This window comes from Streptococcus sp. 714 (genome assembly GCF_013277115.1).
In the GTDB taxonomy this organism is placed as follows: domain Bacteria; phylum Bacillota; class Bacilli; order Lactobacillales; family Streptococcaceae; genus Streptococcus.
Genome location: NZ_VMMH01000016.1, coordinates 1289 through 15557 on the forward strand (window position 1 = coordinate 1289; position 14269 = coordinate 15557).

Annotated in this window: 14 protein-coding genes and 1 pseudogene; 1 reads left to right on the forward strand and 14 read right to left on the reverse strand. The window is 41.4% G+C overall.

Annotated elements, in window-relative coordinates; all coding sequences use genetic code 11:
- Positions 1 to 22: 22 nt before the first annotated feature.
- The 13 genes from HT718_RS06210 to HT718_RS06270 all read right to left on the reverse strand — a co-directional run bounded on the left by HT718_RS06210 (position 23) and on the right by HT718_RS06270 (position 11044).
- Positions 23 to 1318 (reverse strand): LCP family protein, encoded by a 1296-nt coding sequence (locus HT718_RS06210; protein WP_173267877.1) that lies wholly within the window; start codon positions 1316 to 1318, stop codon positions 23 to 25.
- The gene (gene pheA, locus HT718_RS06215) at positions 1315 to 2163 is read right to left on the reverse strand and encodes a prephenate dehydratase (RefSeq protein ID WP_173267878.1); all 849 of its coding nucleotides are present in this window, start codon (positions 2161 to 2163) and stop codon (positions 1315 to 1317) included. The genes HT718_RS06210 and pheA overlap by 4 nt, the downstream gene beginning before the upstream one ends.
- Positions 2160 to 2636 (reverse strand): shikimate kinase, encoded by a 477-nt coding sequence (locus HT718_RS06220; RefSeq protein ID WP_173267879.1) that lies wholly within the window; start codon positions 2634 to 2636, stop codon positions 2160 to 2162. The genes pheA and HT718_RS06220 overlap by 4 nt, the downstream gene beginning before the upstream one ends.
- The gene (gene aroA / locus HT718_RS06225; protein WP_173267880.1) at positions 2629 to 3912 is read right to left on the reverse strand and encodes a 3-phosphoshikimate 1-carboxyvinyltransferase; all 1284 of its coding nucleotides are present in this window, start codon (positions 3910 to 3912) and stop codon (positions 2629 to 2631) included. The genes HT718_RS06220 and aroA overlap by 8 nt, the downstream gene beginning before the upstream one ends.
- Positions 3913 to 4003: 91 nt before the next feature.
- Entirely contained in the window at positions 4004 to 4342 is a 339-nt protein-coding gene (locus HT718_RS06230; protein WP_173267881.1) for a YlbF/YmcA family competence regulator, read from the reverse strand.
- Between the two features lie 53 nt (positions 4343 to 4395).
- On the reverse strand, positions 4396 to 4683 hold the full coding sequence (locus HT718_RS06235) for a hypothetical protein (RefSeq protein WP_173267882.1): 288 nt from the start codon (positions 4681 to 4683) through the stop codon (positions 4396 to 4398).
- 144 nt (positions 4684 to 4827) lie between these two features.
- A complete protein-coding gene (locus HT718_RS06240) occupies positions 4828 to 4977 on the reverse strand; it encodes a hypothetical protein (protein ID WP_173267883.1) in 150 nt (49 codons plus the stop codon).
- Between the two features lie 10 nt (positions 4978 to 4987).
- Positions 4988 to 6091 carry a prephenate dehydrogenase gene (locus HT718_RS06245; protein WP_173267884.1) on the reverse strand — a complete coding sequence of 368 codons (1104 nt, stop codon included), beginning with the start codon at positions 6089 to 6091 and terminating at the stop codon, positions 4988 to 4990.
- 9 nt (positions 6092 to 6100) lie between these two features.
- Complete coding sequence (gene aroC, locus HT718_RS06250; protein WP_173267885.1) at positions 6101 to 7267, reverse strand: chorismate synthase; 1167 nt, start codon at positions 7265 to 7267, stop codon at positions 6101 to 6103.
- Between the two features lie 9 nt (positions 7268 to 7276).
- Entirely contained in the window at positions 7277 to 8344 is a 1068-nt protein-coding gene (gene aroB, locus HT718_RS06255) for a 3-dehydroquinate synthase (protein ID WP_173267886.1), read from the reverse strand.
- Positions 8345 to 8362: 18 nt separating this feature from the next.
- On the reverse strand, positions 8363 to 9217 hold the full coding sequence (locus HT718_RS06260) for a shikimate dehydrogenase (protein ID WP_173267887.1): 855 nt from the start codon (positions 9215 to 9217) through the stop codon (positions 8363 to 8365).
- The gene (gene aroD / locus HT718_RS06265) at positions 9207 to 9884 is read right to left on the reverse strand and encodes a type I 3-dehydroquinate dehydratase (RefSeq protein ID WP_020900171.1); all 678 of its coding nucleotides are present in this window, start codon (positions 9882 to 9884) and stop codon (positions 9207 to 9209) included. Before aroD ends, HT718_RS06260 begins: the two co-directional genes overlap by 11 nt.
- Positions 9881 to 11044 carry a class I SAM-dependent rRNA methyltransferase gene (locus tag HT718_RS06270; protein ID WP_173267888.1) on the reverse strand — a complete coding sequence of 388 codons (1164 nt, stop codon included), beginning with the start codon at positions 11042 to 11044 and terminating at the stop codon, positions 9881 to 9883. Before HT718_RS06270 ends, aroD begins: the two co-directional genes overlap by 4 nt.
- A 116-nt stretch (positions 11045 to 11160) precedes the next feature.
- Here HT718_RS06270 and HT718_RS06275 point away from each other — a divergent pair, with 116 nt between their 5' ends.
- The gene (locus HT718_RS06275; RefSeq protein ID WP_173267889.1) at positions 11161 to 13311 is read left to right on the forward strand and encodes a sulfatase-like hydrolase/transferase; all 2151 of its coding nucleotides are present in this window, start codon (positions 11161 to 11163) and stop codon (positions 13309 to 13311) included.
- A 616-nt stretch (positions 13312 to 13927) separates the two neighbouring features.
- Here the strand turns inward: HT718_RS06275 and HT718_RS06280 are convergent.
- A pseudogene (locus HT718_RS06280) lies at positions 13928 to 14005 on the reverse strand (IS200/IS605 family transposase); the annotation flags it as partial.
- Positions 14006 to 14269: the final 264 nt, after the last annotated feature.

Sequence of the window (14269 nt, forward strand, 5' to 3'; positions counted from 1 at the left end):
ACAGTTGACAAAGAGCCTTATTTTATCTCATCCTCATCTGAGACAATTTATTCTGATATTTATTTTGATCGACCAGCAACCCCAAGCCTCCGTAGACATCATAGGCATCGACCCAATCACCCAGTTCTGGAACTGTTAATCTCTCAATGCCGTTTTGTGCTCCATTTAGGAAGGATAAACCATTGGTCAATAAGAAACTATAAGGAACATTCGTTGAGGTCATTCCGAAGACCTTGCCAAGTGCCTCTGAGCCTGTAAAGAGCTTGGTTGGATCTTTGATTTGCTGAAGAACTGCTGTCAGCACTTGCTGCTGTCTCTTGGTACGACCATAATCGCCTTCATCATCATCACGGAAACGAGCATAATTAAGCAAGGTCGAACCATTCATCTGCTGTTTCCCGACTTTAATAGTCTGGGTCGGAGACTCTGTTTCCGTAGCATGTAAGTCATCTCCTACCGTAGCTTCAGTTAACGGTTGACCTTCCAAGGTTGAGAATTTGGCATCAATCATCACTCCATCTGGGAACAGCGTATCAATCGCTGTTGCAAAGGCTTGAAAATCAACCAAGGCATAGTACTTAATGTCCAAGTCAAAATTATCTTTCAAGACTTGACGAACCATTTCGGCCCCTTTTTGTCCTTCTTGTTCCCCTAGTTCATAGGCTACATTTAACTTGTTATCCGTCTGTTTCCTACTGTTAATCACTTGACTGTAACCGTCTATATAGACCAAATTATCGCGCATAAAACTGACTAGCTTGATTTTCTTATCTGAACCTCCGACATTTAATACCATAATAGAGTCAGTACGCGTCTCAGCACTATTTTGACCGATTCGCCCATCGGTACCCATGATCAAAATATTAACACCATCTCTGGTATCCTGACCATTAAAGACTTCTACTTGAGCGGCCTTAGCATTGGCAGTTTTGGTTGAATCAGCATTTGAATAGCCTTTTAGGAACATAAAAATCATGCCAAGCGCTACACAAGCTAAGATAGCCAGTAAGCCTGCGAAAATACGCCCCCACCGTAGCTTACACTTTTTAGTTTTTTTCATTGGAAGAGAATTGATTTTCTGGTATCTCTCAGAGCGACTACGACTATCATAAGAAGGGATCGAAGTGTTAGCACGTGTCTTTCTATAATCCTCGGTCAATTCTTGACTTTCTGAGGTGGCGTCACTACTTTCCCCATTCAATTTATCTTGCAAGTAAGCAAACTCTTCTTTTTCTCGCTCATTGAGATAGTGAATATTCTTAAGTAGATAGTCATAGCGTAACTGCTCGTGGTGACTTAAGGGATTTTCTTTACTCATCTTCTCTCCTTTCCATGGTCTGATATTAGATAAATAGGATAGGTACCCAAAACCTTATACTGGATTCCAATCGCTTCTAATTCTTTTTGGGCAAAGCGGACCAGATCCTTATCAGCATAGTCCACATCGATAATGAAAAAGTATTCGCCCAGTGCTGTCTTGAGTGGACGACTTTCAATTTTTGTTAAGTCAATTCCTCGCCAAGCAAAGGTCGACAGGGCCTTATAAAGTGCACCTGGAAGGTTGTCAGGTAAGGTCAAGGCCAAACTCATTTTCTCAGTTTGTGCTTGCAAGGGAATACTAGGCTTTTCAGCTCCTAAAACCCAGAAACGTGTGAAATTGGCTTCCATTTCCTGAATATCCTCGGCAATCAGTTCTAAGCCATATTCTTCAGCAGAACTTCTAGGTGCAATTGCTGCAAAGGGCTGGTCTGGATGTTCGGAAATAAAGCGGGCCGCATAGGCTGTACTAGCAGTCACCTCGATTTGAGCATCTGGATACTGTTCATCGATAAATTTCTTTCCTTGCGCCAAGGCCTGTGGATGTGAAAAAATCTTTTCAATCTTAGTATGACCTGGAACCACCATCAACTGCTGATGAATAGGCTGAACGATTTCTGCCACTGCTTGAATGTGAGCCTGATGAAAAAGGTAGTCCAAGGTTTCATGAACACTACCCTCGATAGAATTTTCAACTGGCACCACAGAATAGTCCACCAAGCCTTGCTCATAGGCCTTGATGACATCTGTAATATTGGCAAAGGCCTGCAATTCCTCATGAGGAAAAGCGGTCTGCACAACGTGGTGTGAAAATGATCCCTTGGGACCTAGATAAGCAATTTTCATCTTAGTTCCTCTATAATTTCCTCTGGGCTTAGCTTGGTCACATCCAAAACCCGACTGGCTACTTCCTCATACCAGTACTGTCTTTCTTGAAAAATAGCTGCTAGTTCTTCCTTACTATTATTTAGAAAAAGCGGGCGCTGATTGTCCTTATCAGCTGATATGCGTTGGTAGAGGGTTTCAAAATCGGCTTTCAGGTAGATATTATCTGGATTGGTCTTGAGTAAGTCACGATTTCGCTGAGAAATGACTACACCTCCACCAGTTGACACAACTTGGTCTCTTTGTAATAAATCAGCTAGGACTTCTGACTCTATCTGACGAAAGGCCACTTCTCCCTTCTCAGCGAAAAAATCCGCAATGGACATGCCTAAGCGCTTCTCGATTAGAGCATCCATATCAAGGTAATTAGGGTCCAAACCTCTTGCAATAGTCGATTTTCCAGCTCCCATAAAGCCTAGTAACACCTTAGCCATGAATCAAGCTCTCCAAATCATCAAAGAAGCTAGGGTAGCTGGTATTGATGGCTTCTGCACGGTCAAGCTCCACCTCTCCATCTGCTACCAAAAGAGCTGCGATAGCCGTCATCATACCGATACGATGGTCACCAGACGTATTGACTCTAGCACCGTGAAGAGCTGATTTCCCTTTGATAATCATCCCGTCTGCTGTAGGAGTGATATCCGCCCCCATACTATTCAAGGCATCTGCCACCACCTGAATGCGATCTGTTTCCTTGACCTTGAGTTCCTCAGCATCCTTGATAACTGTTACACCTTGAGCTTGGGTCGCTAGCAGGGCGATAATGGGCAATTCATCAATCAAGCGTGGAATCAAGGCACCACCAATCTCTGTTCCTTTGAGGTCTGAAGACTCAACAGTTAAGGTAGCAGATTTAGCGACTGGATCGATTTCAGTTATTTCCAATTTTCCACCCATGGCGCGAATGACATCAATAATACCAGTACGCGTTTCATTAATGCCCACATTTTGCAGCACTACACGAGAGTTTGGAACAATCAAGCCTGCGACCAACCAAAAGGCTGCACTGGAAATATCTCCTGGCACGACCACCTTTTGTCCAGTCAATTTTTGTGGCCCTTGGACTGTGATTTTCTTGCCGTCCACACTTAAATGGCCACCAAATTGTTGCAACATATCTTCAGTATGATTACGGCTACACTCTTTTTCGATAATCACTGACTGACCCTGAGCCTGTAAGGCAGCAAAGATCAAGGCGGACTTGACTTGAGCAGAGGCAATTGGCAACTCATAATGAATAGGTGTTAAGGTTTTCGTCCCTTTTAAGCGAAGAGGAGGCAGGTCTCGATCAGTTTGCCCTGAAATACTAACGCCCATTTTTTTCAATGGAATCGTCACACGGTCCATAGGTCGTTTGGAAAGACTATCATCTCCGAACATTTCTACTTCGAAGTCTGCGCCAGCAAGGACACCTGAAATCAGGCGAATCGAGGTTCCAGAATTTCCCATATCCAGGGCATTTTGCGGAGCTTTTAGGCCATCCATGCCCACACCTTGAATGGTAATAACCCCATCTTTATCCTCGATTTCAACACCAAGGTTACGAAAAACCTGCATGGTCGAAAGAACGTCTTCACCTCGCAAAATATCATAAACCTTAGTCTCCCCCTCAGCCAAACTTCCAAAGATAATGGAACGGTGGCTGATAGACTTGTCACCTGGAACTCGGATACTGCCATGTAAGTGGCGAATGTTTGTTTTTAGTTTCATACTGGACCTCATACTTGCAATACTTTTACTTATTTTATCATAAAAAGCCAGAAATTCCTTAAAAATTCCTGACTTTATGATAGTTATTTTCTTATTTTAGAAATTCTGAAACTGGTTCGAAAACAATTTTTTCAATGTCAGAAAGGTAAATTGCCAATTGTTGTTGCTTGGTAAAGAATTCTGATAAGAGGCTATTTCCTTGAATCTGCTTGCCAAAGCCTTCCATCTTAGCTTGGAAGGAAGCGTCTGGCATTTGACCTGTCTGGGCTAGTCTTTGAATTTCTTCTTGGAAAGCAACATATTCTGTAAAGATTTTGCTTGCCTCAGCATCTGCTGCAATCGCATCTTTAGCTGCTTTAACAGCCTTGTATTCTGGTAATTCGCGTAGACCGCGACTGAGTTCGTTTGCACTATCGTAAATATTTGACATAATTTTCTCCTTATTTATTTCTTTTAAAATTAATAGTCACTCTGTGATCTTTATTATTGTGCAATTACTTTTATATAACCTCTTGAATGTCCATTGCTTAATTCCTTATCTAGTATATACTCTATCTTCAAAGTTCCTAAATTAGAACCTGTTTTTATTTCATTTAACATAAGATTATCAAAATAGTTATTTATCTCATCATCAGATAAAGATGATTCAATCGATTTAACAATATCATGAAATACTTCTTTCATTCCCGCAACACCAGATTCACTATTTTCATTTGTCTGATTTATTGTTACATTGATTTTATCAGTATCATTTGCATGTAAAAGTTCCAAGTAGTATCCGTAGCTTGATGCGAAATATTTTATTTTTATATTTCATTTTTTGATATTTTCTAATGGGCTATTAGAATTTTGATTATAGCTATCGATAAACTCATTAATAATTCTATCGTCTACATACTTTGAATTGATTTTCTCTTAACTTATTTCCTTGTTGGATCGTTCATTTTTTGTCTCAACACTTGCTTCTGAATTAGTTTGCACATCCTTTTTAACAGCGTAAGCTCTAAGTAAGATAAAAGAAATAAAGATAACACCAAATATGAATCTAGGCTCTATTTTAGGCATAATTTTCTCCTTATTTGATCACGACTGTGTAGTCAGTCTTTGCTGTTATGAGGTGCTCGGCTCGTTCTAAATCTTGAGCATTTTTAAATGATATTTGTAGAATCCCGTGAATATCCTCACGGTTTTCCTCGTTGATGTGAATATTAACCAAGGAAGTTCCACGTAGTAGTTCCAAAATCCTCAAGATAACATCTTCTTCATCGGGAACATCGACATAAAGATCGTAAGAACTATCCAGACCGCCACGCTTATGGATTTCCATGGCCTGACGTTGCTCACGTGCTTGGTTGAAAAAGTTCCAGATTTGGTTTTCATCACCCTTACTGATGGCTTGTCCAACCTCATCTAAGCGCTCCTTGAAATCCTCAATTCGCTCTAGAATGGTCTCACGATTGGACAAGAGGATAGAAGTCCACATACCTGGTTCGCTTTCCGCAATTCGGGTCATATCTCGAAAACCACCGGCCGCAAAGCGTCTTGCCATCTCATGTTCTTGAGCATAGACCGCAGTCTGCTCCATGAGACTGGAAGCCAGAATATGTGGAAAATGGCTAATCTGAGAAGTCACACGATCATGCTCCTTAGCATCAATCTCGATAAAACGAGCATGAAGACCTGAAAGCAAATCCTTCATTTCCTCAAGCGTGTCAGGACTAGTCAGGCTAGAAGGTGTAAAGATATAATAGGCATTTTCAAAGAGATTGACATCTGCAGAGGCAGCCCCTGTCTTGTGGCTACCAGCCATGGGATGGGCCCCGACAAAGCGAATAGGCTTGCCAGCCAAATACTGCTCCGCCGCATCCACAATAGCTGACTTGGTCGAACCGGCATCTGAAATAATGACGCCTTCTTTCAAGGCCAAGTCGGCCAACTCCTTAATGAAAGCAATGGTTTGTTTAATCGGTAAACTGAGGATGATGATATCTGCCAAAGGAGCAAAACTGGCAAAATCATCTGTTGCACGGTCAATCATTCCTTCTTTCAAGGCAATATCTCTCGAAGCTTGACTGCGATTATAACCTAAAATTTCATAATCTGGATGATCACGTTTGATACCAAGGGCCATAGAGGCTCCAATCAAACCAAGACCTGCGATATAGATTGTTTTTGCCATAGGAACTCCTTAATAGTTCTTTGCATAGTCTCGGTGTTTAGCTACCGCTTCTTTTAGTTCCTCAAGATTATCTGATGAGAATTTTTCAAGGATTTCTTGTGCCAGAACCGTTGCCACAACGGCTTCCATGACCACACCTGCTGCTGGAAGAGCGGTCGGATCACTTCTTTCAACAGTTGCCTTGTAGGGTTCATGGGTTTCGATATCCACACTCATAAGTGGTTTGTAGAGAGTAGGAATGGGTTTCATGACACCACGAACAACAATCGGTTGCCCATTAGTCATGCCACCTTCGAAACCACCTAAATTATTGGTACGGCGAGTATAACCATCTTCTTTAGACCAGAGAATTTCGTCCATAACTTGGCTGCCTTTACGATAACCAGCTTCAAAGCCAAGACCAAATTCCACCCCTTTAAAGGCATTGATAGAGACAACAGCTTGGGCCAATCTTGCATCCAATTTTCTGTCCCATTGGACATAGGAACCAAGACCAACTGGAACACCTCCAACGACTGTCTCCACAACCCCACCGATGGTATCACCGTCACGCTTGATTTGGTCAATATAGTCCTTGATTTCCTGTTCTCGTTCTTGGTTGACAATAGAAACTTCAGACTGGGCAGCTCGTTCCTTAATCTCAGAAACTGTTAGATTTTCAGGAACATAAATTTCCTTGCCGCCAAAGACTACGACATGGTTGGCAATTTCCATATCTAGCTCAGCCAATAGACGTTTAGCTACTGCCCCGACTGCTACTCGCATGGTTGTTTCACGAGCTGATGAACGTTCCAAGGAATTTCGCAAATCGTCAAAACGGTACTTGATGCCCCCTACCAAGTCGGCATGACCCGGACGAGGATGGGTGATTTTTCGTTTGCTTTTAAGGCGGTCTTCGATGTCCTCCGCAGACATGATATCCAGCCATTTCTGGTGGTCCTTATTGATAACATCCATGGTAATAGGCGCCCCTGTCGTTTTCCCATGGCGAACGCCCGATGTAAAGACAACCTGGTCACTCTCAATCTTCATACGACCACCACGACCGTAGCCACCCTGACGGCGTTTAAGGTCTCCATTAATATCCTCAGCTGTCAAAGGAAGTCCAGCTGGAATTCCCTCAATGATAGCCGTTAGACGGGGGCCGTGTGATTCTCCTGCAGTTAAATATCTCATACGTTCTCCTTATTTTACCAAGTAGTCTTTCATCTCTTCCAGAGAAACTGGGTGAATTGTTGCAGAACCAAGCTCTGGCACCAAGACCAATTTCAAGGTATTGCCACGCGCTTTCTTGTCATGAGTCAAAGCCTGATAAAGCTTATCAACATCCCAGTTTTCATAGTCAACAGGTAGCCCAAATTTCTGACACATCTCTATGATAGACTGGGTAATACCAGCTGGCATAAGGCCTTTTTCCTCAGCAACCTTGGATATCTGCACCATTCCCATAGCCACAGCCTCGCCATGCATGACCTTACCATAACCGGCAGTCGCTTCAATGGCATGACCAATGGTGTGGCCAAAGTTGAGGTAAAGGCGAATACCATTGTCCAACTCATCCTCAACCACCATCTTGCGCTTGACCTGACAAGAATGTTCAATCAAGGTTTCTGCATGTTCCAAAATGCTCTCTACAGAACCATCCAGCTCCGTCAAGAGAGCCCAAAGTTCTGGATCCTCAATCAAGCCGTACTTGATAACCTCACCCATCCCTTCAATCAACTCTCTTTTTCCGAGGGTTTCAAGAACAAGCGGATCAATCAGAACCCCATCTGGTTGGGCAAAGGTCCCCACCATATTTTTAGCAAATGGAGTGTTGACACCCGTCTTTCCACCGATAGAAGAATCCACCTGGGCAGTTAAACTGGTCGGAATCTGAACAAAATGAATGCCTCGCATGTAGGTTGAGGCCACAAAGCCAGCCAAGTCCCCAACGACACCACCTCCGAGAGCCACGATCCCATCGCTACGAGTCAGTCCTTGTTTGACTAAAAATTCATAGACTTTCTGAACAGTGGTCAAATTCTTTCTTTCTTCGCCTTCTAAAAAGTCAAAAACAGCTACCTGAAAACCAGCATCTTCTAGGCTGAGCTTGACCTTCTCTGCATAAAGAGAAGCTACATGGTTATCTGTCACAATAACTACCTTTTGTGGTTGCCAGAGTTCTCGCAACCATTGACCAACCTGAGCCAGACAACCTTTTTCAATCTGAATATCATAAGGATGATGAGGAATATCGATTCTGATTTTCATAGGAGAATCTCCTTTTCTTTATTGGTATTTTTCTGTTAAGGACTGCCAAATCTCTTCCGTCGGCATTTCCTTTCCTGTCCACAGTTGAAAAGCTTCTGCAGCTTGATAGAGCAACATTCCCAGACCATTGACCGCTGGATTGCCCTGACTTCTGGCCCATTTCAAAAACGGGGTTTCAAAGGGTTGGTAAATGATATCTGCTACTAAAAGAGTTTCTGGTAAGGCTATGTTTTCTGGAACTGGAGATGATTGACCATCCATCCCTACACTTGTCGCATTGACCAGTAAATCCGACTCAGCAATCCTTGCTTGCAGTTCAGAAACATCTTCTAAAGCATACAAGTCTACTTTAAAGCCTGTTTGCTCCTGTAACTTGTCTAGGTAAGGTCTTGTTTTTTCCATAGAAACGGAACGAACAAAGACAGAAATCTGACTGACACCATCCAAAATAGCCTGTGCCAAGATTGATTTAGCCGCACCACCTGCTCCCAACAGGGTCATCTTTTTACCTGAAATTGTAAAAGAAGGCAAGCTCTTAAAAAATCCCTTGCCATCTGTATTATATCCAATTAAAGTTCCATTATCATTTACAACCGTATTGACCGCACCAATCAAGCGCGCTTCGTCACTCAGCTCATCCAAATAAGGAATCACCTGCTCCTTATAAGGCATGGAAAGGTTGATGCCAAACATCTGGTAGCGACGAATATTGGTCACTGTTTCTGCCAAATCAGCCGCTTCAATCTCCCAAGCTACATAAGCACCATTGGTAGCTGTAGCCTCAAAGGCCCTATTGTGAATGAAGGGAGAGATAGAATGCTTAATAGGGTTGGCAACAACTGCAGCTAAACGTGTATAGCCATCAAGCTTCATCCAAAATCTCCCTGATTTTTTTCATGTTAGCTAGAGAAATCTGACCAGGGGCACTTGCCTCATCTAGACTAGCAAAGGACCAGCTAGAACCAGTCACATCCGCAGTGATACGAGAGACTTTGCCCACCTTGCCCATAGAAATGGTCACATATTCCTGTTCAGGATTGAGTGTTTTAAAGCCTCGTGTGTAGTTCATCAAGTCTAAGACATCTTGCTCCGTGTGGGCCATCACCGCAACCTTGACAAGTTTTGGATTTAGGCTCGTCAACTCTGATAAGATTTCCATCATATTTTCAGGTGTTTCTTGGAAATTGTGGTAACTCAAAACGAGATTTGGGAAGTCCAGCATTTCCTCAAAGACATCCTTGTAGCTATAGTACTCAAAATCAATATAGTCTGGTTGATAGAGTTGCGCCACTTCCTTGATTAGATGGATATATTCTTCTGGAGAAAGGTCAATTTCTCCCCCTTCAGCACGAGTTCGCAGGGTAAAAACCAATTCACGGCCTGCAAATTTTTCAAAAATAGCTGGAGCTACCTGCAAAATCGCTTCTTTAGGCAGATAGTCGGCTCGCCATTCAATGATATCAGCATCCTGATACCTCGTGGCATCCAGAGCCTGGGCCTCCTCTAAACTCCTTGGCATTACTGAAACGATTAATTTCATTTACTAACCTTCATACTAATCACCTTGAGGTAATTACTACTTTCATCTTTTTTATTATAGGCGAAATCTGCTGGAAGACCGTATTGGTTTAAAATCTGGTAACTTCTTCCTGCAAAGCCTTTATCAATTTGTTCTGTAAATTTATGGCGAGAAACATTGGCAGCATTGGTACTGGCAATAATGATTCCTCCCGGATTTAAAATCTCCAGACTCTGAGAAATCAACTTGTGATAATCCTTGGCCACAGAGAAGGTCTGTTTTTTGTTCCGAGCAAAGCTAGGCGGATCTAGGACAATCACATCGTAGGTCAAGCCTTTTCGCTTGGCATACTTGAAATATTCAAAAACATCCATGACTATAAAACGATGGTCGTCCGTGCTTATTCCATTTGCCTGAAAATGCGCTTGAGACAATTCTCGTGAACGCTTGGCTAGGTCAACCGAAGTTGTCTGGCTTGCTCCTCCCATGGCCGCAGCTACTGAAAAAGCTGCTGTATAAGAAAACATATTGAGCAAAGATTTGCCCATAGCCAATCCATCAACCAGACTACCACGAACCTCATGCTGGTCTAGGAAAATCCCTGTCATCAAGCCATCGTTCATAAAGACTTGATACAGGACACCATTTTCCAGAACAGTGAAAAAGTCAGGTGCTTCTTGACCATAAACATGAGCAGATTCATAGTCTAACCCCTTAAAGCGAATCTTCTCATAGGCCCCTAACACCTCAGGAAAAACCTGTCTAAATGCTTCTGAGATAACCTTACGAATCTGATAAACATAAGAGTTATACCAAGAAAAGACAACAAAGTCGCCATAAAGGTCCACTGTCAGACCGCCAAAGCCATCTCCCTCTTGGTTGAAGAGACGAAAGGCAGTTGTCAAATCATCTTGATAGTAGGCGCTTCTCTTTTCTTTAGCTTGTCTAAACAGCATTTCAAAGAAAGCTTGATTGAAGGTCACCTTGTCTGTGCTCACAAACCAGCCCAAGCCCTTGTTTTGCTGAGAAAGGTAGGCAGTCCCAAGAAATTTTCCATCTTGACTATGGACTTCTACTTCCTGATCCTTAAGATTGACATTCTCAAGATCGCTGGCTTCTAGCAAAACTAGCCCTTTGGCAAGCTTTTTTTCAATCCTTTTACTGACTCTTATTCTATTCATGATTACCATTATAACAAACTTTTAGACAATTCTCAAAAAAGAAACTACCCTTGCTTTTTTACTCTAGTTTTAAAAAATGGTATACTAATACTAATAAAAACTTAGGAAGTAATTGTGTGAGAATCAATTTTAACAAAATCCAAAAAGCCATCGATACCAGACTGGGTTTTGTCCTAACCCTTTTAATCCTCTATTGGATCAAAACATTATTAGCCTATACCGTTGACTTTAATTTAGATATTCAAGTAGGAAAATTGCAAGGAAATTACCTTGCCTTTATCGCCTTTTTCAATCCCCTTCCTTTGGGGTTACTCCTACTGGCTCTAGCCCTCTACGCTCGGTCAACCAAGATCTTTTATGGTCTGAGTATTGCTATTTATAGCCTTTTATTCATTTGGCTCTATTCCAATGTCTTTTACTATCGAGAATTTAGCGACTTTATCACGGCTAATACCATGAAGGTGGTCAGCAAGGTATCTGTCGGTACTGCGGAACTAGAGTTACTACGTCCTTGGGATTTCATCTATTTTATGGATTTCCCACTGCTGGCTTTCCTTTTCTTTAAAAAATTTATCCAGCTGGATAGGAGGCCCTTCAAATTCCGCTCCAGTGTTGCTATCACTGCTCTCTCAGCCCTGCTCTTTTCTGCTAATCTTTTCTTGGCTGAAATTGAGCGTCCCGATCTCCTATCGCGAGGATTTTCTAATTACTATGTTGTACGTGCCCTTAGTTTGCCAGCCTTTTTAGGTTATAGCGCCAACCAATCCTACAGTGCCAACAAGGAACGAGCTAAGGCCTCTGAGACTGATCTTCAACCTATTACAGATTATATTCAAGAACATTCAGCTAAGCCCAATCCAGACTATTTTGGCCTTACCAAAGGGAAAAATGTGATTTATCTCCACTTAGAGAGCTTCCAGCAGTTCCTGCTTGACTATAAACTCAACATAGATGGAACTGAGCATGAAGTCACTCCCTTCCTTAATTCCCTCTACCATTCGCAATCAACCCTAGCCTTTTCAAATATCTTTAACCAAGTTAAGGCTGGTAAAACCTCAGATGCGGAAACCATGCTGGAGACCGGTTTATTTGGACTTGACCAAGGTTCTTTCATGGTCAACTACGGTGGCACCAATACCCAGCAGGCCACACCTTTTATCCTATCAAAAAACGGCTACCAATCAAGTGCTGTCTTTCACGGCAATATCGGGACCTTCTGGAATCGAAATACGACCTACAAACAATGGGGCTACCAATACTTCTTTGACGCATCCTATTTCACCAAGCAAGACAGTAGCAATTCTTTCCAATATGGTTTGAATGATAAAATCATGATGAAAGATTCTATCCAATATCTGGAACATTTACAGCAGCCTTTTTATACTAAATATATCACGGTGTCCAATCACTATCCTTATGCTAGCAATCTGACGGGCGATGAGCTTGGTTTCCCCTTGGCCAAAACCAAAGATGAAACTATCAATGGCTACTTCCAAACCGCCAACTATCTGGATAGTGCCATCAAGGCCTTCTTTGACTATCTCAAAGAAAGTGGCCTCTATGAAAAATCCATCATCGTCATTTATGGAGACCATTATGGCATTTCCAATTCCCGCAATCCTGACCTGGCACCTTTGATTGGCAAGACTTCTGAAAACTGGTCGAATTACGACAATGCCATGTTGCAACGAGTGCCTTTTATGGTGGTCATACCTGGTTATGAAAAGGGGCAAATCATCAATACCTACGGTGGGCAAATCGATATCTTACCGACTCTCGAACACCTCCTTGGTATTGAGTCCAATTCCTTTCTTCAAGTCGGCCAAGACCTCCTATCACCAGACCACCAAGAAATCGTTGCCTTTCGAACTGCCAATTCCTTCGTCACACCTAAATACACCAGTTATGACGGACGAACCTACTATACTGAGAGCGGTCTTGAAATCAGTAATCTTGATGAACAAGCTCGGACTGAACTAGAAATCGTTCGTCAAGCAGCTAGTCAACAGCTGAAAATCAGCGACCAGATTCAAACTGGCGATTTGATCCGTTTCTACCAAGCAGATCATCTTGGAAAAGTTGATACAGAAAGTATTTCTTACCTCAATTCCTTACCAATTCTGCAAAAAATTGAGCAGGAAAAAGGAAGTCAGTCAACTAGCCTCTTTAACCAACGACAAGACAAAACCAGTACTGACCTTTTCAAGGCACCAAGTTACCAAGAACTCCACCCAGAGTCAGCAGAAACCGAATCAAAATCACAATAAAAAATGCTCTTCCGTCTTGGAGGAGCATTTCTTTTATCAACGAAAATCAAAGAGGAAACTAGCCTCAGGTTAACTGTGAGATTGTAGTAGAGAGGTTGTATCAGCAATATATCTGTCAAATTTAGTGACGAAGATAGTAGTAGAAGAAATATGAGGATATAAATCAGCTTCAGCAGGTATCTGGAAAATTTGATTCTATATAGAAGTCTATAAATCTTCCTAATTTTAAAGACTTTTACTCAGTCTAATGTTACAAACTCAATATACTATCAATAAATAATATTATAGAAGCAACAACAATTATAATTTCACCTATTTGCATAATACTATTACGAACTCTAAATATATGTTCTATCAAAAATACTTGGATCACACACATTATAGGAATTAACGTTTTTGAAATTGAAAAATATCCAAATAAATAAACTATAAACAACAATAATAGAACTATATTATATTTCTTATTCATGACATTTCCCTCTTTATTTTTTGATTACCAATCTTAATCATTTACAACTACATTATAACAAACGACAAAATTCTTGTTAACAAATATTGCCATTTTTTAAAATTTTTTGTGATTCGAATGTGATAAACTACTTTGATATTAATTTTAGATAACATTTCGTCTATACTTAGGGGTGAACACAAAGTGATACTTTGTGTGTAATAAACTATGAACCTTTTGCGCCATATTTTTCTCCTTTCACTTTACAATTGGCTTGAACACCTTTATTGTATCGCGTTTGGAGTTTTTTTGCTATAGTATATTGAAATAAGAGGTGAACAAATGGATTAGGAAAGTCAAATTAATTTCTAGAAATATTTTTAGCAGTTGTAACGTACTATTCTAGTTCCAATCTACTATATAACCTTCGACGCATGTGACTGAGGAAAAAGTCTTTAAAAGCAGAAAAACGCATAATATCAGATGTGCTAAAATGTACTGACCCCCAAA